Source organism: Cupriavidus cauae (assembly GCF_008632125.1).
Lineage (GTDB): Bacteria > Pseudomonadota > Gammaproteobacteria > Burkholderiales > Burkholderiaceae > Cupriavidus > Cupriavidus cauae.
On record NZ_VWRN01000031.1, the window covers coordinates 238857 to 260372 of the forward strand.

Genomic DNA, 21516 nt, shown 5'->3' on the forward strand with positions numbered 1-21516 from the left:
GCCGACGTCGCCCGAAATTTCCGTATCGACGTACCGATACGCCAAGGTGGCATCTTCCGAATCGATCCGCCGGCGGCGCCCATGCCCCGCCGGCCGTTCTCCGAAGCTTTTCCGACACTCCATGTCTTCTTCCGCTTCCTCCTTCCCGGTCGGCTCGACCGTGACCTCGCTGCGCCAGATCGCCGACGCGCTCGCCGCCGGCGCGGTGTCGGCCGAAGAACTGGCGCGTGACTATCTGGCCCGCATCGAGCAGGCCGGCGCGCTGAACGCCTATGTCCATGTCGACGCCGAACTGACGCTGGCCCAGGCCCGCGCCGCCGACGAACGCCGCGCGCGCGGCGAGGCCGTTCCGCTGACCGGCGTGCCGATCGCCCACAAGGACGTGTTCGTCACGCGCGGCTGGCGCTCGACCGCCGGCTCGCGCATGCTGGCCGACTACGAGAGTCCGTTCGACGCCACCGTGGTCGAGCGGCTGGCCGCCGCCGGCATGGTGACGCTGGGCAAGACCAATATGGACGAATTCGCGATGGGCTCGTCCAACGAGAACTCGCACTTCGGCCCGGTGCGCAACCCGTGGGACGCGTCGCGCGTGCCCGGCGGCTCGTCGGGTGGCTCGGCCGCGGCGGTCGCCGCGGGCCTCGCGCCGGCCGCCACCGGCACCGACACCGGCGGCTCGATCCGCCAGCCGGCCGCGTTCTCGGGCATCACCGGCATCAAGCCGACCTACGGCCGCGTGTCGCGCTTCGGCATGATCGCGTTCGCCTCGTCGCTGGACCAGGCCGGCCCGATGGCGCGCAGCGCCGAGGACTGCGCGCTGCTGCTCAATGCGATGGCCGGGTTCGACGAGCGCGATTCGACCTCGCTGACGCCGGCCCAGGGCGGCGTGGACGAGGACTTCACGCGGCTGCTGGGCCAGCCGCGCGGCGGGGCCAGCGCCAGCCAGCCGCTGGCCGGCCTGCGCATCGGCCTGCCGCGCGAGTACTTCGGCGCCGGACTGTCGGCCGATGTCGAGGCCGCGGTGCGCGCCGCGCTGCGCGAATACGAGAAGCTCGGCGCGACGCTGGTCGAGGTGTCGCTGCCGAAGACCGAACTGTCGATCCCGGTCTACTACGTGATCGCGCCGGCCGAGGCGTCGTCGAACCTGTCGCGCTTTGATGGCGCGCGCTACGGCCACCGCGCCGCCGAGTACCGCGACCTGCTCGACATGTACAAGAAGACCCGCGCCGAGGGCTTCGGCTGGGAGGTCAAGCGCCGCATCCTGGTCGGCACCTATGTGCTGTCGCACGGCTACTACGACGCCTACTACCTGCAGGCGCAGAAGATCCGTCGCATCATCGCGGACGACTTCCAGCGCGCCTTCGGCGAATGCGACGTGATCATGGGACCGGTCGCGCCGACGGTGGCGTGGAAGCTCGGCGAGAAGAGCGCCGATCCGGTGCAGATGTACCTGGCCGACATCTTCACGCTGTCGACCAGCCTGGCCGGCCTGCCCGGCATGAGCGTGCCCTGCGGCTTCGGCGAGGGCGGCATGCCGGTCGGCCTGCAGATGATCGGCAACTACTTCGGCGAGGCGCAGCTGCTGCAGACCGCGCACGCCTTCCAGCAGGCTACCGACTGGCATCTGCGCCAGCCTTCGCAGGCATGACCATGAACGCGCTGCTTTCGACCCGCCCGTCCCGCCGTCCGTCCGCCGGTCTTTCGGCCGGCCGCCTGGGCTTGACCGCCGTGCTGCTGGCCGCGCTGGCCGGCTGCATTCCGCTGCCGCGCATCGGCGGTCCGACGCCGATCGCCGATCGCGATATCGACCTGGCCGGCGACTGCCGCCGCACCGAGGAGGACGGTTTCCGCGAGGACGCGCAGCTGCGCGTGTCGGACAACAACGTGCAGCAGCTGTCGTGGAAGCTGTGGGTCGGCAAGCGCGGCTCGTGCAGCTTCGACCTGGCCGAGTTCCGCCAGACCCGCCGCAAGCCGCATATCGAGCTGGCCGCGCGCGACGGCAGCGCGTGCAAGCTGCTGGTCTGGCAGGACCCGCGCCGCGTCACGCTGGCGCATGCCAATTGCCAGAGCCGCTGCACGCCGGGCATCTACGAAGAGGCGTGGCCGGTCATGTTCGAACCGGGCACCGGCACCTGCGCGCGCACGCAATAGCGCGCGGCAGAACCCGCAGCGACGGAACGCACAGCGACGAAACGCACAGCGACACAACGCAGAACGCGGAACGCACAACGCAGAACGCGAAAGCAAACGGCGGCGCGGCCCATGCCGGCGCCGCCGCAAGGAACCAACAGGAATACCGCCATGCAATGGGAAGTGGTGATCGGCCTCGAAACGCATACGCAGCTATCGACGGCCTCGAAGATTTTTTCCGGCGCCTCCACCGCGTTCGGCGCGGCGCCCAATACCCAGGCCTGCCCGGTCGATCTGGCGCTGCCCGGCACGCTGCCGGTGCTGAACAAGGCCGCGGTCGAACGTGCGATCCAGTTCGGCCTGGCGATCGGCGCCCATGTCGCGCCGCATAGCGTGTTCGCGCGCAAGAATTACTTCTACCCGGACCTGCCCAAGGGCTACCAGATCAGCCAGTACGAAATTCCGGTGGTGCAGGGCGGCAGCCTGACCTTCCAGGTGGAGGGCCGCAAGGGCGAGTTCTACGAGAAGACCGTGCAGCTGACCCGCGCCCACCTCGAGGAGGACGCGGGCAAGTCGCTGCACGAGGACTTCGCCGGCATGACCGGCATCGACCTGAACCGCGCCGGCACGCCGCTGCTCGAGATCGTCACCGAGCCCGACATGCGCAGCGCCGCCGAGGCGGTCGCCTATGCGCGCGCGCTGCATTCGCTGGTGGTGTGGCTGGGCATCTGCGACGGCAACATGCAGGAAGGCAGCTTCCGCTGCGACGCCAACGTGTCGGTGCGGCCGGTCGGCAGCGACAAGCTCGGCACGCGCCGCGAGATCAAGAACCTGAACTCGTTCCGTTTCCTGCAACAGGCCATCGAATACGAGGTGCGCTGGCAGATCGCCGAGATCGAGGACGGCCGCGAGATCCAGCAGGCCACGGTGCTGTTCGATCCGGACACCGGCGAGACGCGCGCGATGCGGACCAAGGAAGACGCGCACGACTACCGTTACTTCCCCGATCCGGACCTGCTGCCGCTCGAGATCGAGCCGGCCTGGGTCGAGCGCGTGCGCGCCGCGATGCCGGAGCTGCCGGCCGCGATGCAGGCCCGCTTCGTCTCGCAATATGGCCTGCCCGCCTACGATGCCAGCGTGCTGACCTCGTCGAAGGCGCTGGCCAACTGGTTCGAGCAGGTCGTCGCCGAAGCCGGCGCGGCCAACGCCAAGCCCGCAGCCAACTGGCTGATGGGCGATGTCGCCTCGCAGCTGAACCGCGAGGGCATCGAGATCGACGGCGCGCCGATCCGCCCCGCGCAGCTCGCGCTGCTGCTCAAGCGCATCGCCGACGGCACGGTGTCGAACAACACCGCCAAGAAGGACGTGTTCCCGGCGATGTGGGCCGGCGAGTGCGACGGCGACGCGGACGCGATCATCGCGGCCAAGGGCCTGAAGCAGATGTCGGACACCGGCGCGCTCGAGGCCATCATCGACGAGGTGCTGGCCGCCAACGCCAAGTCGGTCGAGGAATTCCGCGCCGGCAAGGAGAAGGCGTTCAACGCGCTGGTCGGCCAGGCGATGAAGGCGACCAAGGGCAAGGCCAATCCGGCCCAGGTCAACGAACTGCTGCGCAAGAAGCTCGGCTGACAGGCGCGATGCAGGCAGATGACGAACCCGCGCTCAGGCGCGGGTTTTTTCATGGCGCGGCGGGTTTGGCGCCATGCTGGTCGATCGATCGCCCGGCCCCTCTCCCCGGCCCTCTCCCGCTTGCGGGAGAGGGAGAACACCGACAGCGTTTTTCTTCTTTCTCCCGCCTGCGGGAGAAAGCCTGGGGAGAGGGCAGCCCGCTCCTCACCAACTGCGTTTGCTACACTCCAGCGCAAATCGTTCGATGACCCGCCAATGAATCCGCAAGACGTCGCCGCCTATCTGCAAAGTCATCCCCAGTTCTTCGAGGACCACGCCGAGCTGCTGGCCTCCGTGCAGCTGACGAGCCCGCACAGCCATCGCGCGGTGTCGCTGCAGCAACGCCAGATGGAAATCCTGCGCGAGAAGAACAAGGGCCTCGAACTGAAGCTGGCCAATCTGATGCGCCACGGCCACGACAACGACCGCACGCAGAACCGCATGCACGCGTGGCAGCTGCGGCTGCTCGGCGAAGCCGATGCGCTGGCGCTGCCGATGGCGGTCAGCCAGGGCCTGCAGCAGGTGTTCGATGTGCCGGCCGTCGCGCTGCGGCTGTGGCAGCTGGCCGAAACGCACGCCCCGCTCGATCTGCTGCGCGGCGACGCGGCCGCCGCGACCGAAGCCGCGCGCCGCTTTGCCGAGGGTCTGCAGACGCCGTATTGCGGCGGCAATCCGTGGGCCATCGAACCGGCCGTCGCCGAAGAGGGCGCCCCGCCTGCACCCGCACCCGCGTCAGCGGCCGCGGCCGATACGCTTGGCGAAGGTGGCAAGCAGGCGGTCGACTGGCTCGAGCGCGACGACATCGCATCGCTCGCGATGGTCGCGCTGCGCGCCCCCGCCGGCGAGGACGCCGAAACGGGTCCGACCTTCGGCCTGCTGGTGCTCGGCTCGCCCGACCCGCGCCGCTTCCACGAAGGCATGGGCACCGCCTATCTGAGCCGCATCGGCGAACTGGCCGGCGCGGCGCTGGCGCGCCTGCGCGCCTGAGGCGAGGACCCGGGCGGCAACAGATGGCCCGCTCCCGCGAACCCGCCGCCGCGGCGGACACGCCCCCTCCCGCCCTCGATCCGCTGCTGCGCACCTACCTCGACTGGCTGGCCAGCAGCCGCAAGCTGGCCGAGCACACGCTGGTCGGCTACCGGCGCGACCTGTCGGTATTGCAGGCGCAGGCCGCCAAATTCGCCCCCGGTACAGCGCTGACCGCGCTGCGTACCGACCAGATCCGCAGCTTCGCCGCGCGTCTGCGCGGCAGTGGCCTTGCTTCCACCAGCATTGCGCGGGCGCTGTCGGCCTGGCGCGGCTTCTATCTGTGGGCCGCGCGGCATGGCCACGGCGTCGAGGCCAATCCGGTAGACGGCGTGCGCGCTCCCAAGGCCGGACGGCCGCTGCCCAAGGCGCTGTCGGTCGAGCATGCGGTGGCGCTGGTCGGCCAGCCGGCCGGCGAGGGCGCCGAAGGGCTGCGCGACCAGGCCGTGTTCGAGCTCGGCTATTCGAGCGGCCTGCGCGTGTCCGAGCTGGTGCAGCTCGATCTGCGCTACGTGGAAGAGGACGGCTACCGCTCGTCTGGTTGGGTCGACCTGGCCGCGGGCGAGGTCACGGTGCTCGGCAAGGGTTCGCGCCGCCGCAGCGTGCCGGTCGGCAGCAAGGCCGTGCAGGCACTGCGGGCCTGGCTGGCGGTGCGCGACGAGTGGGTACGGGCGACGGCCGAAGCTGGCCATCGGCACGCGCTGTTCCTGTCGCGGCGCGGCGAGCGCCTGTCGGACCGCACCGTGCGCACCCGCATCAAGCAGCAGGCCATCCGCGCCGGCGTGCCGGCCGACGTGCATCCGCACATGCTGCGGCACTCGTTCGCCAGCCACGTGCTGCAGTCGTCGGGTGACCTGCGCGCGGTGCAGGAGATGCTGGGCCACGCCAGCGTGGCCACCACGCAGATCTACACGGCGCTCGACTTCCAGCACCTGGCCAAGGTCTACGACCAGGCCCATCCGCGCGCACGGCTGGCCGAGCGTGACACGGCGGCGACGCCCTCGACGCCCTCGACGCCCTCGAAGGCATCCACGCCCTCGAAGTCATCGATGCCGGGCGACGACGAACCGGCCTGAGGCTCCTGGCTTCCGCTCAAGCTCAAGCCCAAGCCCAAGCCCAAGCCCAAGCCCAAGCCCAAGCCCAAGCCCAAGCCCAAGCCCAAGCCCAAGCCCAAGCCCAAGCCCAAGCCCAACCCCAACCCCAACCCCAACCCCAACCCCAACCCCAACCCTAGGCCCACTGCGACAGCACCTGCCGGAACGCCGCGATCTCCGGCAGCAGCCAGGTCCGGAACGCCTGCACCTTCGGCGTATCGAGCATCGCCGGCGTGCAAACGAAGTACAGCAGCCACGGACACGGGATGCTGACGTCGAACAGCCGCACCACCCGCCCCGACAGCAGATCGTTATAGGCCAGCGACGAGCGGATCAGCGCGATACCCTGGCCCTCGGCCGCGGCCTGCAGCAGCAGCGACGAATCCTCGAACATCAGCCCCTTGCGCGGCTCGGGCCAGTCCAGTCCGGCCGCCTCGAACCAGGGCCGCCACGGATCGCCTTCTCCGCGCAGCAGCGTCAGCCCCTGCATGTCCTCGGGACGCGCCGGCAGCTTGCCGCCCAGGAAGTTCGGGCTGCAGACCGGGAAGAACACATCGTCGAGCAGCCGTTCGACATAGAGCCCCGGATAGTCGCCGCTGCCCATGCGCAGCGCCACGTCGACCTCGTCGCGGGTGAAGTCGACCAGCGTGTTCGACGACATCAGCTCGACGTCCAGCTCGGGATGCCGCTCGATGAAGCTGCCGATGCGCGGCGTCAGCCAGCGCGCCGCGAACGACGGCATGGTGCTGATGGTCAGCCGCTTGTCGCGCGTGCCGGACTGCAGCGCCCGCGTCGCCTCGGCAATCTGCAACAGCGCGTCGCGCACGCGCTCGGCGTAGACGCGTCCGGCCGGCGTCAGGCTGACCCGCTTGCCGTTGCGGGCGAACAGCGGCTGGCCCAGTTCCTCTTCCAGTGCCCGTACCTGATGGCTGACCGCCCCATGGGTGACGAACAGCTCGGTGGCGGCGCGCGAGAAGCTTTCGTGCCGGGCGGCGGCCTCGAAGGCGCGCAGCGCGGTCAGCGCCGGCAGCCGTGGCAGTTCCCGATGCCAGGCGCGCGGCAGTTCGGCGGGGTTGCGCTTGAGGGTCATTGCAGCGTTGATCAGGGGTTCGTTATGTGAGATTGGCTAACAAGGGAAATCAATATATATCGTTTTGGGGGTGGCCGGGCAATCACTAGAATGCAGTGCATCGGGACCGCAACCGCGAGCGCGCCAGGCCAACCCAGGCCAGACACGGTAAAGCGCGACGCCAGCCACGCGAGATTCGCGTGCCGTACGGTACCGTCACCTTAGTGAAGGAAGTCCAAAATGGAAACCCTGCTCACAACGACCGTCTTCAGCCTGAACCCGGGCGAGGTCGCGCCGCTGTCGGTGCATACCGCGCAACGGCTTTATGTGGAAGATGCCGCCGGCCTGAACCTGTGGGTCACCCGCGACGGCGATTCGGAAGATTACTGGCTGCGCTGCGGCGCCAGCCTGCAGCTGAACCGCGGCGACGAAGTGGTGCTCAGCGTCGATCCGCGCGCCGAGCGCCCGGTACGGCTGGCGCTGATCGCCGAGGCGCGCCGCCCCGCGGCCACCAACCTGCCGCATCTGGTGAACCGCATCGTGAGGCGCCTGGTTCGAGGCACGCAATGGTCGCCTAGCCAGGACGTCGTCGCCGCCTCCTGAACGGAACGGGGAGACGAAAGCGAAAGCGGCAGGCCGGCGCCATCTGCGGCTGGTCTACAGCCGGCCGCCGGCGCGTCCGATCCCGGACGAAGGTCGGCCCGGCCGCGGACAACCCTGACACAACCCTGACGGCGCCAGGGTGACAGCCGCCAGCGAACCAAGGGCCGGTGCGAACCGGCCCTTTTCGCTACACTCTCGGCATGCAAGCAATCGAAGTCATCGAACGGGGCCGGGAGGACTACGCGCCCTGTTTCGACGCGATGCGCGCCTACACCGCCGCGCGCACCGCCGAATCTCCCGACCAGATCTGGCTCGTCGAGCATCCGCCGGTCTACACGCTGGGCCAGGCGGGCGACCCCTCGCATCTGCTGTCCCCCGATCCGGCGATCCCTGTGGTGCGGATCGATCGTGGCGGACAAATCACTTATCACGGACCCGGCCAGGTCGTCGCCTACCTGTTGCTGGATCTGCGCCGCCGCCACCTGATGGTGCGCGAGCTGGTCCATGCGATCGAGCAGGCGGTGCTGGACACGCTCGCGGCGTATAATCTGCCCGCCGAACGCAAGCCTGGCGCGCCCGGCATCTATCTGTCCGACGGTCCGCACCGCGGCGCCAAGATCGCCGCGCTGGGCCTGAAGATCCGCAACGGCTGCAGCTATCACGGCGTCAGCCTGAACGTGCGGATGGATCTGGACCCGTTCCTGCGTATCAACCCGTGCGGTTATGCCGGCCTCGAGACGGTCGACATGGCCCGCGCCGGCGCGACGGTGCCGGCGGCCGATGCCGACGGCGGCGTGCGCCGGGAAGCGGTCGACGCCCGGCACCAGCCCGAGATCGCGCGTCGCCTGGCGGCGGCATTGTGCGAGGTACTGGCGGCGGCGCAACTGCGCGCGGCGGGCGGCGAGCCGGTAGTGAACGACGAAGCGAACGAACCGGCGAACCAGCGAGAGAACGAGCCAGCCGCCACGGCCCCCGGCCAACTGACACCCCTGACCACGGCCTAGCCGACCTATGCGCGCGGGGAGCGCGCGGAGAACACCATGAGCGACGCCCTGATCGCCACCTCGAATCCCCAAGGCGATGCCGCCCAAGGCGCGGCCTACGACCCGACCCGCAAGCAGAAGTCGGCCGACAAGACCGCCCGCATTCCGATCAAGATCGTCCCCGCCGAGAAGCTGAAGAAGCCGGACTGGATCCGCGTGAAGGCGGCCACCGGCAATTCGCGTTTCTACGAGATCAAGGACATCCTGCGCGCCAACAACCTGGTGACGGTGTGCGAGGAAGCGAGCTGCCCGAACATCGGCGAATGCTTCGGCAAGGGCACCGCGACGTTCATGATCATGGGCGACAAGTGCACGCGCCGCTGCCCGTTCTGCGACGTCGGCCACGGCCGCCCGGATCCGCTCGACGTCAACGAGCCGCTGAACCTGGCCAAGACCATCGCCCAGCTGAAGCTTAACTACGTGGTGATCACCAGCGTCGATCGCGACGACCTGCGCGACGGCGGCGCCCAGCACTATGTGGATTGCATCAGCAAGACCCGCGAGCTGTCGCCGATCACCCGCATCGAGGTGCTGGTGCCGGACTTCCGCGGCCGCCTGGACAAGGCGCTGGACATCCTGCAGGCTTGCCCGCCCGACGTGATGAACCACAACCTCGAAACGGTGCCGCGCCTCTACAAGCAGGCGCGTCCGGGCGCCGACTACGCGCACTCGCTGAAGCTGCTGCAGGAGTTCAAGCGCCGCAATCCGGACGTGCCGACCAAGTCCGGCCTGATGGTGGGCCTGGGCGAGACCGACGAGGAAATCCTGGAGGTCATGCGCGACATGCGCGCGCACGACATCGACATGCTGACCATCGGCCAGTACCTGGCGCCGTCGAATCACCATCTGCCGGTGCTGCGCTACGTCCATCCCGACACCTTCAAGATGTTCGAGGAAGAGGCCTACAAGATGGGCTTCACCCACGCCGCGGTCGGTGCGATGGTGCGCAGCTCCTACCATGCCGACCAGCAGGCGCACCAGGCCGGCTTCGCCTGATCCCGCCCGGCGCCCTTCCGCGGCGCCGGCATCCGCCTTGCCCGACAACGATTGCGCGGCCGCCCCTTCCGCGGCCGCAGTTTCCGCGGCCGCCCCTGCTCTTGATGCGGGCACCAGCCGCCTGCGCACGCCGCGCGATATCACCGATCTGCTCAATTTCCGTCTCGCGGCGCTGGTTGGCGCCAGCGGCGCGGCCGTGATCCGCCTGTGCGAGGGCCAGTACGGTGTGTCGCGCCGCGAATGGGCGCTGCTTGGGCTGCTGGCCGTGCGCGGCGCGCAGGCGCCGTCGGAGATCGCGGACCAATGCCATCTGGACCGGACGCGCGTGTCGCGCGCGATCACGCGGCTGACCGCCAAGGGTTTGATCCGGCGGCAGACGCTGGACGGGGACCGCCGGCGCGCCAGCGTCGCGCTGACGCCAGCGGGGCAGGCGCTCTATCGGCAATTGTTCGACGAGGTGGCGGCGATCAACCGGCAGCTGGTCGAGACGCTATCGGATGGCGAACTGGCGGTGCTCGACACGCTGCTGACCGCGCTGACCGAGCAGGCGGTACGCGTCAAGCGGCAGGTCGCCACCACGGTCAGCACCAACCGCTGGCGGGGCGGCGGTGCGCGGCGCCAGTGGTCGGCGCCCGAGGATGCGTCTGACGATGCGTTGGACGATGCATCGGAGAACGGACCGCAAACGCAGGCCATCTCCGGCCAGGACCGCGCCAACCGCTAGCGCGGCGCCGATCGTCAGCCCAGCGCCGATCGTCAGCCCAGCGCCGAGCGTCAGCGCAGCCCCAACGTCAGCGCCCGCTGGCGCAGTGCCGACCGCCAGCGCGGCGCTGACCGTTATCGCAGCGCCTCCCGGGCGCCGCGCCATTTCTCGTGCAGCAGCTCATCCGGAAGCTCGCTCTCGTCCCAGAACCCGAGCAGGATCCCCTTGCGGACCGATGCGCCCCGCATCGCGGCGATGCGCTCGTCGCTGATCGCGGTGCGCTGCGACTGCCGCAGTCCCCATTGCGCGAGCGCAAGATACATCCGCTCGCATTGCGCCTGGTGGGCCGGATCGGCGCCGAGGTCGTGCAGCTCGTGCGGGTCCTCGGCGAGATCGAACAGCATCGGCCGGAAGCCCGGCGCGTGGATGTACTTCCAGCGCTCGTCGACCACCATGAACAGCCGCGCATCGAGCGGCGCGACGCCCAGCGATATCGCGGCACCGGTGGCCGAGTAGTCGTATTCGCTGATCGCATGGCGGCGCCAGCTGGCCGGCGCCTGCCCATGCAGCCAGGGCTGCAGCGGGCGTCCTTCCAGCCGGTGCGGCTGGGGCGTGCCGCCGCAGGCTTCGACGAAGGTCGGCACCAGGTCGATTGCCTCGACCAGCGCATCGCATACCGAGCCGCGCGTCGCGTCCGCCGCCGGCGAGGGATCGACGACGATCAGCGGCAGCCGCACCGACGGCTCGTGGAACAGGTCCTTCTCGCCCATCCAGTGGTCGCCCAGGTAGTCGCCATGATCGGAGGTGAACACGATCATGGTGTCGTCGAGCCGGCCCTGGCTCTCGAGGAAGCGCATCAGCACGCCGATCTGGTCGTCGATCTGCGTGATCAGGCCCATATAGGCGGGAATCACCGCGTCGCGCACCTCGTCGCGGGAGAAGGCCCGGCTGACGCGCGAATTGAGGAAGGCCTGGTAGATCGGATGCGGCTGCGCGCGCTCGGCCTCGCTGCGCACGGGCGGCGGCACGTCGGCGGGGCCGTACATCGCGTGATAGGGCGCCGGCGCGATGCAGGGCCAATGCGGCTTGATATAGGACAGATGCAGGCACCACGGTGCCTCGCCCGCCTGCTCGATGAATTCCATCGCGCGCCGGGTCATGTACGGCGTTTCGGAATGCTCCTCGGCCACGCGCGCCGGGCGGGTCGAATTGCGCAGCAGCCAGCCCGACAGCAGATTGCCGTGCTCGTCCTCGCCGGCGTTGGCCCAGTCGTCCCAGCCGTCGTCGCCGGCATAGCCGAGGTCGCGCAGATAGTCGTTGTAGCGCACCGGCTTCGGATCGTAGCGGCCGGCCGGGCCGCTGCCGTGCAGGCCGTCGTCGCGCTCGTACGGATCGAAGCCGCACTCGGCCACGCGCGTGCCGATCAGCGAATTGGGGTCGATGCCCAGCCGCGCCATGCCCTCGGTGTCGGCCGCCATATGGGTCTTGCCGACCAGCACCGTCTGCCGCCCGAGCGGTCGCAGATAGTCGCCCAGCGTCATCTCGCCGACCTTCAGCGGGAAGTTGTTCCAGGCGGCGCCGTGCGAATCGACATAGCGGCCGGTGTAGAAGCTCATCCGCGACGAGCCGCAGATCGTCGATTGCGCATAGGCGCGCGAGAAGCGCACCCCGCGCGCGGCCAGCGCGTCGATATTCGGCGTGCGGATGGTCGGATGCCCGGTGCAGGACAGGTAGTCCCACCGCAGCTGGTCGCACATGATGAAAAGGATATTGCGGGCCATCGCCGTCGCTCCTTGCTGATCCAGTCCGGCCGGACGTTATTGCTGGAAGCCGCTGCGCTTGACCACCGGCTGCCACTGGGCGTTGTAGGCCTTGAGCATGTCCGCGGTCTGCTGTTGCGTGCTGGCCACCGGCTGCATGTTGGCGGCGACGAAGCGCTGCTGCACCGCCGGGTCCGACATCACGCTGTGGATCGCCGCGGACAGCGCCTTGACCTTCACGGGCGGCATCGACTTCGGCGCGAAGAACGCGTTCCAGCCGTCGGCGGCCAGGTCGATGCCGGCCTCCTTCAGCGTGGGGATGTCCTTGGCGAACGACGAGCGCGTCTTGCCGGAGACCGCCAGGATCTTCAGCTTGCCGCTCTGGTGCAGCGACAGCACCGCGTCGAGCGTGTCGACGCCGACCGGCACCTGGCCGCCCAGCATGTCGGTGGCCAGCGGCGCCGAGCCCTTGTAGCCGACCACGTCGCCCTTGACGCCGGCGCGCTCGGCCAGCATCAGCGCGAAGAAGTGGGGCAGGCTGCCGGTGGCCGGCACGCCGAAGAAGGCCTTGCCGGGATTGGCCTTGAGCCAGGCCACCAGATGCGACATCTCGCGGACCGGCACCTGCGGGCCGGTGATCACGGCGAAGTCGTAGGACGAGACCTGCGACACCGGCACGAAATCGGTGTCCGGATCGTAGCTGGTGTCCTTGAACACCAGCGGCGCGACCGTCATCACGGCGGGATTGCCGAGCATCAGCACGTTGTCGGCGGGGCCGGCGTGCCTGACCTGCTGCGCGGCCAGCCGGCCGCCGGCGCCGGCCTTGTTCTCGACCACCACGGTGACGCCGTACTTGGCCTGCAGCGCCTGGCCGACGATGCGCGCGGCGCGGTCCGAGGCGCCGCCCGGCGCGTAGCCGACGACGAAGCGCAGCGGTCCGTCGATCTTCTCGATTTTCTGTGCCAGCGCGGCGGGCGCGCCGGCGGCGCCGGCCGCCAGCAGCGCAACGGCCACGGCCGCATGGCGGGCCTTGCGGGTCAATTCTGCGAATGTCATGGCGTCTCCGTGAGGTTCCTTTCTGCGAGGTTGCGGGCAAATTTAAGCGGGACATCGACGATTGATCTAATCAACTATCGGCGCGCGCCGCTATGGAAAACCCTAGGCGCCGGCATGGCGCCACAGGTTTCGCAAAACTCACTTTCTCGATAAATTGCCGATAAGACGCATGGCGGGCTCCACCGCGCTTTTCCGGACAGCATTCCGGGCGCGCATTGCCGAACCCATCTCCCAACGCATTCCCGAACGCATTCCAGACCCGCCACGCCACCTGGATTCCGCACCCACCGATCACCATCATGGCCACCTGCACGATCCACCGCCTTGCCGAGCGCGCGCTGCTGTGCAGCGTGCCGCCTCCCGCGTCGCTCGACGTGCAACGCCGCTTCTGGGCGATGGCCGACCTGGCGGGCGCATGGCCCGGCGTGGTGGACGCCTATCCCGGCATGAACAGCCTGACGGTGCTGTTCGACGACGGGGCCGACCCGGACCAGCTCGAAGCCGCGCTGGCGCAGGCGTGGGCGCGCGGGGAGGGCGGTAACGTCGGCGGCAAGGTCAGCGGCGAGGTCCACGCCCACGCCCACGGCCGCGCCAACGTCAGCCCCAACGCCGGCCCCAACGCCGGCTTCAACGCCGGCCCTAACGCCGGCTCCAACGCCGGCCCTAACGCCGGCTCCAACGCCGGCTCCAACGCCGGCTCCAACGCCGGCCCCGAGGTCGCCGGCCGCGTCGTCGAGATTCCCGTCCGCTACGGTGGCGACGACGGTCCCGATCTGGCCGACGTCGCCGCTCATACCGGCCTGACGCCCGAGGAAGTGGTGCGGCGGCACAGCGCTGGTACCTATACCGTCTACTTCCTCGGCTTCCAGCCCGGCTTCGCCTATCTCGGCGGACTCGACCCCGCGCTGGCGACGCCGCGCCGAACCGAGCCGCGGCTCGCGGTGCCGGCCGGCGCGGTCGGCATCGGCGGCGAGCAGACCGGCGTCTATCCCGCGGCCGCGCCCGGCGGCTGGCAATTGATCGGACGTACCGAATTGCCGCTGTTCCTGCCCGAGCGCGATCCGCCTTCGCTGCTGGCGCCGGGCGACACCGTGCGCTTCGTGGTGGCATCGGTGGCCGGACCGGTCGCCACGCCGCACGCCAAATCGGACGCCAAATCGGACGCCGGCTCGGACGCAAGGTCGGATGCAAGGTCGGATGCCGGATCGGATCCCGGGGCGGGAGTGCGATCGAACGCCAAACCGGTCGCCGGATCGGTCACCAAACCGGAGCGGCCATGATCGAGATCCTTCGCCCCGGCGCGCTGGCGTCGATCCAGGACCTCGGCCGCAACGGCATGCGGCGGTTCGGCGTCGGCGGCACCGGCGCGCTCGACAGCCTCGCGCTGCGGGTCGGCAATCTGCTGCTGGGCAATGAGCCCGGCGCGGCCGCCATCGAATTCACGCTGGGCCGCGCCACGCTCCGCTTCCACGCCGATCTGCGCATCGCGCTGACCGGCGCCGAAGGCCGCGCCGATCTCGACGGCGAGCCGGTCTGGTGCTGGCATGCGTTCGACGTGCGCGCCGGCAGCACGCTGACGCTGCCCGCGCCCCGTGGCGGCACCCGTACCTATCTGTGCGTGGCCGGCGGCATCGACGTGCCGCTGGCGATGGGCTCGCGCAGCACCGACCTGAAGGCCGGCTTCGGCGGACACCAGGGCCGCGCGCTGCGGCGGGGCGATCGGCTGGCGGCGCTACGGCCCGGCTTCGGTCCGGCGCCATTGCCGCCGATCGGCGTGCTGGCGCCCGCGTGGGCGTTGCCGTCTCCGTTGTCTCCGTCGTCACCGCCGCAGCAATCGCAGCAGTCGTCGTCGCCGTCGCAGCCGCTGCAGTGGTGGCAGTCGCCTCAGTCGCTGCGGACGCCGCAGTCGTCGCTGTCGGCAGCATCCGCCGACGGCCGCGCGCTGCCGATCCGCATGCTGCCCGGGCTGGAGTACGATCAGTTCGAGGCGGATGCCCAGCAGGCGCTGTGGCAGGCGGAGTGGATCGTCACGCCGAACAGCAACCGCATGGGCTTCCGGCTCGAAGGTCCCGCGCTGGCGCGGCGGCCCGGTGCGCCGGAGTTGCTGTCCCATGGCGTGGTGCCGGGCGTCATGCAGGTGCCGCCGGGCGGTCAGCCGATCGTGCTGATGGCCGACGCCCAGACCACCGGCGGCTATCCGAAGATCGGCGTCGTCATCGAGGCCGATCTGTGGCGCCTCGCGCAGGCGCCGCTGGGCGCTGCGGTGCGCTTTCACCGCGTCAGCCTCGAGGAAGCCGAGGCCGCGCGCATGCAGGTGCAGACCTATCTGCGCCAGATCGCGCGGGCGGTGGCGTGGCAGTCGGAGGCGCGGACCGGCGCACAGGCGCCGGCCGCGCGGCGGCGCGCGATGACGCGCCGGCTGTCACCGGCCGATGCCATGCTGCCGTGACGCGAGCGGACCCAACGAACGCGACGAACGGACAGAGCGCACCGACCCACCGACGCACCGACGCATCGAACCGAACGCAACGAACGCAACGAACGCAACGAACGAACCAAGCGCACCGAGCGCACCGCGCGCACCGAGCCCGACGAACCGAACGAACGCAACGAACCGACCGAACCATCCTGGAGACCCGTCATGCAGATCGATCTGAACGCCGACCTCGGCGAAGGCTGCGGCAGCGACGAAGCGCTGCTGGCGTTGATCAGCTCGGCCAATATCGCCTGCGGCTGGCATGCCGGCGACGCGTCGACCATGCTGCAGACGGTGCAGTGGGCGCTGGCCAAAGGCGTCGCCATCGGCGCGCATCCGAGCTACCCCGATCGCGAGAATTTCGGGCGTACCGAGATGCAGCGCGACCCGCGCGACATCTATGCCGACGTGCTGTACCAGATCGGCGCGCTCGCGGCGATCGTCAGGGCCCAGGGCGGCCGCCTCGCCCACGTCAAGGCGCATGGCGCGCTCTACAACCAGGCCGCACGGAACCGTGCGCAGGCACAGGCGATCGTTGACGCGGTGCGGGACTTCGATCCGCGGCTGACCTTCTTCGGCCTGGCCGGCAGCGTGATGATCGAGGTCGCGCGCCAGGCCGGGCTGACGGTCAAGGAAGAGGTCTTCGCCGACCGCGGCTACAACCCCGACGGCTCGCTGGTCCGCCGCGGCACGCCCGGCGCGCTGCTCGACGACGACGAGGCCGTGCTGTCCCAAACGTTGTCGATGGTCCGCGACCACAAGGTCCGCGCCATCGACGGGCAATGGATACCGATTCAGGCCGACACCGTCTGCCTGCACGGCGACGGCCCCCACGCGCTGGCCTTTGCGCAACGGATAAGGGACCGCCTGCGGGAAGAGGGGATTGCGGTGCGGGCTTAGGCCGCGTCGCCGGTGTTCGGTGCGTTTCGCCGCGCCCCACGGCTGCGCCGTTCCCTTCGCCGGGTCAGTCCGAACTGCTCGACGCGCCAGGCGAGATAGCAGAAGGCCAGGAACGGCCACAGCCAGCCGAGCCATTGGGCCAGGCCGTTGAAATGGACGAAGCGGCCGAGGCGCCAGCCCTGTTCGGAGACCCAGGCGTAGGGATTGGGCGGCAGCACGTTGGTCAGGATCACCAGCGTCAGCAGCGCGCTCATCGCCAGGATGCCGCGCAGCGGGCGCGGCAGACGCACCAGCAGCACCAGCGCGAGCGTGCCGGTCACCAGCGCGTAGCGCCCGCCCTCGGACAGCCAGTTGAAGGCGTTGTCCGCCGGGAACTGCAGTTCGGCCGCGAGCCCCTTGAGCAGCAGCGTGGCGGCCAGCAGGCCGGCGAGGATGCGCAGCGTCGGCGCCTGCCGGCGCATTGCCACCGAGGCGAACAGGCCGGTGCCGACCCACGCGCAGCCGGTCACCAGCGATTCGAGCAACTGGTGCTGCTGCATGTCGTCGGGGCGCAGGCCGATGTCCTCCTGCAGCCGCAGGAAGCCGGGGAACACCCACTGCACCAGCTGCATCGGCCACGACTCGGGATTGGTCAGCCATTGCCGCACCAGGCCGCCCATGCCGAACAGATGCTCCTGCGGGAAGATCTGCGCGAACGGCCACAGCAGGATCAGGATGATGGCGAAGCTGGCGTGCGACTCGAACCAGGCGATGCGCAGGCGCCGCAGCGTGCCGCGGTCGATCATCGCGCTGGCGAACGGCGCCATCATCGTGCCGCCCAGCAGCGCGCCCAGCGCATTGGTCATCAGGTCGATGTTCGACGGAATGCGGTTGGGCAGCCAGGTCTGCAGCGCCTCCATCGCGCCGGACAGCACGATGCCGGCCGCGAAGGCCAGCAGCGCCGCGCGCGCCCCGGTCACGCGCGGATGCAGCGACAGCACCACCAGCGCGCCGAACGGGCAATAGCCGAGCACATTGGTCAGCAGATCGAAGTCGGTGATGTAGCGCGGCTTGGGCGCATTGAGGAAGGCCCACGGCGAGATGCCGTTGTCGGTCCAGCCGGTGAACGGATACAGGCTGGCGTAGATCATCAGCAGCGTCATGCACAGCAGGCCGAAGCGCGCCAGCGGCGAATGCCGCAGCGTGCTGGCGCTCTCGGGCGGGATCGCGGCGAAGCGCGGGTCCGGCGGCGTGGAGGACGGAGGCAGATCGGCCTGTTTCATGGTGCCGCTGTGATGGCGTACCGATTCAGCGTACCGGCAGCGTCGCCACCCAGTCGATGATCGCCGCGATCACGGCATCGGTGCTGCCGGCCAGCGCGCGCACGCCGCCCGCGCCGTCGGCGCTGGGGGCGGGCTGCTCGGCGGTGAAGGTCTTCTGGCCGATCATGCCGTTGCGCATCACGGTCGCGCGCACCTGCACCACGCCGCGGCTGCTGTCGGCGCTGTCGAACACCTGCTCGAAGTCGACGATATCGACCTTCAGCGCGGGCGCCTGCGTGTCGCCTCCCCAGCTCAGTTCGCCGCGGGCCGATACCGCTTCGCGCAGCCGCTCGTCGAACAGCCGCACCGGCGACATGATCCAGCGCTGCGTCGCATAGGGCTGCAGGCGTTCGGCCTGGGCATAGCGCAGCCGGTAGTGGATCGCGTTGCCGTCGAGCCAGGACGGACCATCGGTGGACAGCACGCGCAGCCGCGGCAGCGTCTTGCCCGCTGCCGCCGACGGTGCTGCGGTGGGCGGGCCGAGATCGTACGTCGTGCTCTGCGGCGTATCCGGCAGCAGCGAACAGCCGGTCAGCAGCGCGGCGGCCAGCAGGGTAACGACCAGCATTGCGCCGGCGCCGGGGCGAAGCGCGGCGGAAAGGCGGGTGAGGCGGAGCGGGGCAGCGTCGGTCATGGGCGTCGGTTCCCGGTACAGGGTTGGATTCACGGTGCGGTCCCCGCGGATGGCGCGCTGAAGCCGTCCTCGCCGGGACCGGGCGGGGTCGCCGAGCCGCCGAACAGCACGCTTTGCGGCCGCTCGTTGAACTGGCCGGCGGCGCGGTCCAGGCTGCGCACCGTCTGCCGCGCATCGCGCGCGAGGCCGTTGAGCTGGGGCAAGGTCTGGTCGTTCAGATTGTTGGCCGCGTGCTCGACCGAGCCCGCCGCGGCGCGCAACTGCTGGCCGACGCCGTCGACGGTGCGCATCAGCGTGCCGTCGGGGCTGCCGAGCTCGCGGGTCAGCTGCTGCGTCGACTTCAGCGTGGCGTTCAGGTTCGCGGTGACCTGCGGCAGTTGCCGCGCGGCCGGTTCGAGCGCGCGCGCGACGCGGGCATAGTCGTCGACGCCTTCCTTGATCGAGCGGATCGTCGTCATCAGCTCGCGCCGGTTCTCGCCCTGGAACATGTCGTTGAGCGAGGCCATCAGCGATTCGACCTGCGTCAGCAGCGAATCGCCGCGCCGCTCCAGTTCCTCGAAGAAGCCCGGCCGCATCTGGATGCGGGCGACCGCGCGCGGCGAGGTCTCCAGCGGCGGCGACGGCGCGGTGCTGCCTTCCTGCGCCGCGGTGTCGTCCAGCTGCACATAGGCGATGCCGGTCACGCCCTGCAGGCCCAGCGTCGCATAGGTCGTGCGCGTGATCGGCGCCTCCTTGTCGACGCTGATGCGCACGATGATCTGGCCCGGCACGGACGCATCGAAGCGGATCGACTCGACCCGGCCCACCGTCAGCCCTCGGTACTTGACGTCGGCCTGCGGTCCGAGCCCGGTCACGGTCGAGCGCGTGACCAGGTCGTAGGGCACGCGCTCGGTATGGTCGGTGCCGAACCAGAACAGCGCGAACAGCACCAGCACGGCCAGGCCGATGGTGAACACGCCGGCGAGAAAGGCGTTCGACTTGTTTTCCATCACGACTCTCCAGCGTGGCGCGCCACGGCCGCCACGTCCGATGCAGGGTTGGCGCCGGCGCTCTGCGTGCTCAGCGCGCTGAGCGCACGCTGGCCGCGTTCGCCGAGAAAATATTCGCGGATGAAGGGATGGTCGATCTTCACCAGCTGCGGGATCGGCAGCGCCGCCAGCACCTTGCGGTCCGCCAGCACCGCGACGCGGTCGGACAGTGCCACCAGCGTGTCCAGATCGTGCGTCACCATCACCACCGTCAGCTTCAGTTCGCGCCGCAGTTCGCGGATCAGCGCGACGTAGTCGTCGGACGCCATCGGGTCCAGGCCGGCGGTGGGCTCGTCCAGAAACACCAGTTCCGGCTCGAGGGCCAGCGCGCGAGCCAGCGCCACGCGCTTGATCATGCCGCCCGACAGGTCGGCCGGCATCTTGTCGGCGTCCCGCGCCGACAGGCCGACCAGTTCGAGCTTGAGCAGCGACGCCTCGCAGATCAGATTGTCGGGAAGGCAGCGAAGTTCACGCAGCGGCAGCGCGATATTGTCGATCACCGACAGCGACGAGAACAGCGCGCCGCGCTGGAACTGCATGCCCCAGCGGTTGCGCATCCATTGCAGCCGCGCCGGATCGAGGCTGGCGAGGTCCTCGCCGAACAGGCGGATGGTGCCGGCGGTGGGCCGCTCCAGGCCGACGATCTGCCGCAGCAGCACGGTCTTGCCGGTGCCCGAGCCGCCGACGATCGACAGCACCTCGTCGCGATAGACCTCAAGGTCGAGGCCGTCATGCACGACGGTATCGCCGAAGCGCTTGACCAGGCCGCGTACCTCGATGATCGGGGTGCGTGCGCCAGGCGGGGTTCCGCCGCCGGTGCCGCCGACGGTGCCGGCCCGCGTATCGATGCTCGCCGTCATATGCCGACATCCTTGAACAGGATCGCGAAGATCGCATCGGCCACGATCACCACGGTGATGGCGGTGACCACCGACGCGGTCGTTCCCTCGCCCAGGCTCTGCGTATTGGGCTTGATGCGCAGGCCGAAGTGGCACGCGGTCAGCGCGATCAGCATGCCGAAGGCCACGCCCTTGCCCAGGCCCAGCCACAGGTTGGCCACCGGCACCGCGTTGGGCAGCTCGCGCAGGAAGAAGACCGGGCTCAGGCCCAGCTGCATGTTCGACGCCACCATGCCGCCGATCAGCGCGAGCAGCGCGGTCCAGGCGACCAGCAGCGGCATCGCCACGGCCAGCGCGATCGCGCGCGGCATGATCAGCCGGAAGCTGTGCGAGATGCCCATCACGCGCATCGCGTCGAGCTCCTCGGTCACGCGCATCACGCCGATCTGCGCGGTGATCGCCGAACCCGAGCGGCCCGCCACCAGGATCGCGGCCAGCACGGGACCGAGCTCGCGGATCACCGACAGGCCGAGGATATTGACGATGAAGACGCTGGCGCCGTAGGTACGCAGCTGGTTCGCCAGCAGATAGGCCAGCACCACGCCGATCAGGAAACCCACCAGCGCGGTGATGCCCAGCGCCTTGTAGCCGATGCTGTAGACGTTGGCCGAGATCTCCCGCCACGGGCCGCGCCGCGGCGCGGCGGCGAAGCGCAGCAGGTCCAGCGACAGCTGGCCCAGCATCGCGATGCCGTTACCGAGCTGCGAGAACAGCGACAGCATCGACGCGCCGAGCAGCGTGACCGGGTTGAAGCGGTCGACCATCCGTTTTTTCCAGCCGTGCCGCCGTACCGCGGCGATCCGCTCGAAGGCGCGGCGCTGGCCGTCCGTGGCCTCGAGATGGGCCGGAAAGCGCTCGCCCCAGGCCTGCCACAACAGCTGCGCGCCGATATGGTCGAGCCGGCCGATGCCGCTCAGCTGCCAGCGCGCCGTGCCGGGAACGAGTGCCTGCAGCTGCCGGCGCAGGTCATGGGCGCAGCGCTCCTGCGCCAGCGACAGCGCGGTCCAGTCTCCCTGCAACTGCACGGCGGCGGTGCCGTCCTGTTGCGTGACAGCGATGTCCGGCTTCGTATAGCGTTCCAATGGCTGACCGATGTAAGGTGCGAAAGCCGATTTTAAGCCACGCGCCGGCAG

The 21516-nt window shown here is 69.7% G+C and carries 19 protein-coding genes and 1 pseudogene; 12 read left to right on the top strand and 8 right to left on the bottom strand.

All coding sequences use genetic code 11. From position 1 onward, the window contains the following. Positions 1-121 precede the first annotated feature (121 nt). From gatA to F1599_RS12015, 5 genes are all read left to right on the top strand, one after another. Entirely contained in the window at positions 122-1645 is a 1524-nt protein-coding gene (gene gatA / locus F1599_RS11995; protein WP_150083244.1) for an Asp-tRNA(Asn)/Glu-tRNA(Gln) amidotransferase subunit GatA, read from the top strand. After that, positions 1642-2148, top strand: a complete 507-nt coding sequence (locus tag F1599_RS12000) for a hypothetical protein (RefSeq protein ID WP_223819592.1) — start codon at positions 1642-1644, stop codon at positions 2146-2148. Before gatA ends, F1599_RS12000 begins: the two co-directional genes overlap by 4 nt. 150 nt (positions 2149-2298) lie before the next feature. Beyond that, positions 2299-3756 carry an Asp-tRNA(Asn)/Glu-tRNA(Gln) amidotransferase subunit GatB gene (gene gatB / locus F1599_RS12005; protein WP_149317337.1) on the top strand — a complete coding sequence of 486 codons (1458 nt, stop codon included), beginning with the start codon at positions 2299-2301 and terminating at the stop codon, positions 3754-3756. Positions 3757-4011: 255 nt separating this feature from the next. Beyond that, positions 4012-4782, top strand: coding sequence for a DUF484 family protein (locus F1599_RS12010; RefSeq protein ID WP_149317336.1), 771 nt, complete (start codon positions 4012-4014; stop codon positions 4780-4782). 23 nt (positions 4783-4805) lie between these two features. Then, positions 4806-5897: a tyrosine recombinase XerC gene (locus F1599_RS12015; RefSeq protein WP_223819593.1), complete on the top strand. Its 1092-nt coding sequence runs from the start codon at positions 4806-4808 to the stop codon at positions 5895-5897. Positions 5898-6051: 154 nt separating this feature from the next. Here the strand turns inward: F1599_RS12015 and F1599_RS12020 are convergent, their stop codons facing one another. Then, on the bottom strand, positions 6052-7005 hold the full coding sequence (locus F1599_RS12020; protein WP_149317335.1) for a transcriptional regulator GcvA: 954 nt from the start codon (positions 7003-7005) through the stop codon (positions 6052-6054). Between the two features lie 219 nt (positions 7006-7224). Between F1599_RS12020 and F1599_RS12025 the strand changes: the two genes are divergently transcribed. The 4 genes from F1599_RS12025 (at position 7225) to F1599_RS12040 (ending at position 10350) form a co-directional block, all read left to right on the top strand. After that, entirely contained in the window at positions 7225-7587 is a 363-nt protein-coding gene (locus F1599_RS12025; RefSeq protein ID WP_149317334.1) for a DUF2917 domain-containing protein, read from the top strand. A gap of 200 nt (positions 7588-7787) precedes the next feature. After that, the gene (lipB, locus tag F1599_RS12030; protein ID WP_150083245.1) at positions 7788-8591 is read left to right on the top strand and encodes a lipoyl(octanoyl) transferase LipB; all 804 of its coding nucleotides are present in this window, start codon (positions 7788-7790) and stop codon (positions 8589-8591) included. 36 nt (positions 8592-8627) lie between these two features. Then, positions 8628-9626, top strand: a complete 999-nt coding sequence (gene lipA / locus F1599_RS12035; protein WP_006577815.1) for a lipoyl synthase — start codon at positions 8628-8630, stop codon at positions 9624-9626. A gap of 37 nt (positions 9627-9663) precedes the next feature. Then, positions 9664-10350, top strand: a complete 687-nt coding sequence (locus F1599_RS12040; RefSeq protein WP_190286345.1) for a MarR family winged helix-turn-helix transcriptional regulator — start codon at positions 9664-9666, stop codon at positions 10348-10350. Positions 10351-10463: 113 nt separating this feature from the next. Here the strand turns inward: F1599_RS12040 and F1599_RS12045 are convergent, their stop codons facing one another. Beyond that, a complete protein-coding gene (locus F1599_RS12045) occupies positions 10464-12110 on the bottom strand; it encodes an alkaline phosphatase family protein (RefSeq protein ID WP_150083247.1) in 1647 nt (548 codons plus the stop codon). A gap of 36 nt (positions 12111-12146) precedes the next feature. Beyond that, a complete protein-coding gene (locus F1599_RS12050; protein ID WP_150083248.1) occupies positions 12147-13145 on the bottom strand; it encodes a tripartite tricarboxylate transporter substrate-binding protein in 999 nt (332 codons plus the stop codon). A gap of 299 nt (positions 13146-13444) precedes the next feature. Here F1599_RS12050 and pxpB point away from each other — a divergent pair. The 3 genes and pseudogenes from pxpB to pxpA form a co-directional block, all read left to right on the top strand. After that, a pseudogene (pxpB, locus tag F1599_RS26200) lies at positions 13445-14260 on the top strand (5-oxoprolinase subunit PxpB); the annotation flags it as partial. A 161-nt stretch (positions 14261-14421) separates the two neighbouring features. Beyond that, positions 14422-15594, top strand: a complete 1173-nt coding sequence (locus tag F1599_RS12065; protein WP_150083249.1) for a 5-oxoprolinase subunit C family protein — start codon at positions 14422-14424, stop codon at positions 15592-15594. 192 nt (positions 15595-15786) lie between these two features. Further along, on the top strand, positions 15787-16521 hold the full coding sequence (pxpA, locus tag F1599_RS12070; RefSeq protein WP_150083250.1) for a 5-oxoprolinase subunit PxpA: 735 nt from the start codon (positions 15787-15789) through the stop codon (positions 16519-16521). Here the strand turns inward: pxpA and F1599_RS12075 are convergent. The 5 genes from F1599_RS12075 to F1599_RS12095 all read right to left on the bottom strand — a co-directional run bounded on the left by F1599_RS12075 (position 16518) and on the right by F1599_RS12095 (position 21465). Further along, positions 16518-17783 carry a VanZ family protein gene (locus tag F1599_RS12075; RefSeq protein ID WP_150083251.1) on the bottom strand — a complete coding sequence of 422 codons (1266 nt, stop codon included), beginning with the start codon at positions 17781-17783 and terminating at the stop codon, positions 16518-16520. The two genes, pxpA and F1599_RS12075, sit on opposite strands and share 4 nt — an antisense overlap. A 25-nt stretch (positions 17784-17808) precedes the next feature. Beyond that, positions 17809-18390, bottom strand: coding sequence for an ABC-type transport auxiliary lipoprotein family protein (locus tag F1599_RS12080; protein ID WP_223819594.1), 582 nt, complete (start codon positions 18388-18390; stop codon positions 17809-17811). A gap of 95 nt (positions 18391-18485) precedes the next feature. Continuing rightward, complete coding sequence (locus F1599_RS12085) at positions 18486-19445, bottom strand: MlaD family protein (protein ID WP_187829131.1); 960 nt, start codon at positions 19443-19445, stop codon at positions 18486-18488. Continuing rightward, positions 19445-20344: an ABC transporter ATP-binding protein gene (locus F1599_RS12090; protein ID WP_223819595.1), complete on the bottom strand. Its 900-nt coding sequence runs from the start codon at positions 20342-20344 to the stop codon at positions 19445-19447. Before F1599_RS12090 ends, F1599_RS12085 begins: the two co-directional genes overlap by 1 nt. Then, on the bottom strand, positions 20341-21465 hold the full coding sequence (locus F1599_RS12095; protein ID WP_150083253.1) for an MlaE family ABC transporter permease: 1125 nt from the start codon (positions 21463-21465) through the stop codon (positions 20341-20343). The genes F1599_RS12090 and F1599_RS12095 overlap by 4 nt, the downstream gene beginning before the upstream one ends. Positions 21466-21516: the final 51 nt, after the last annotated feature.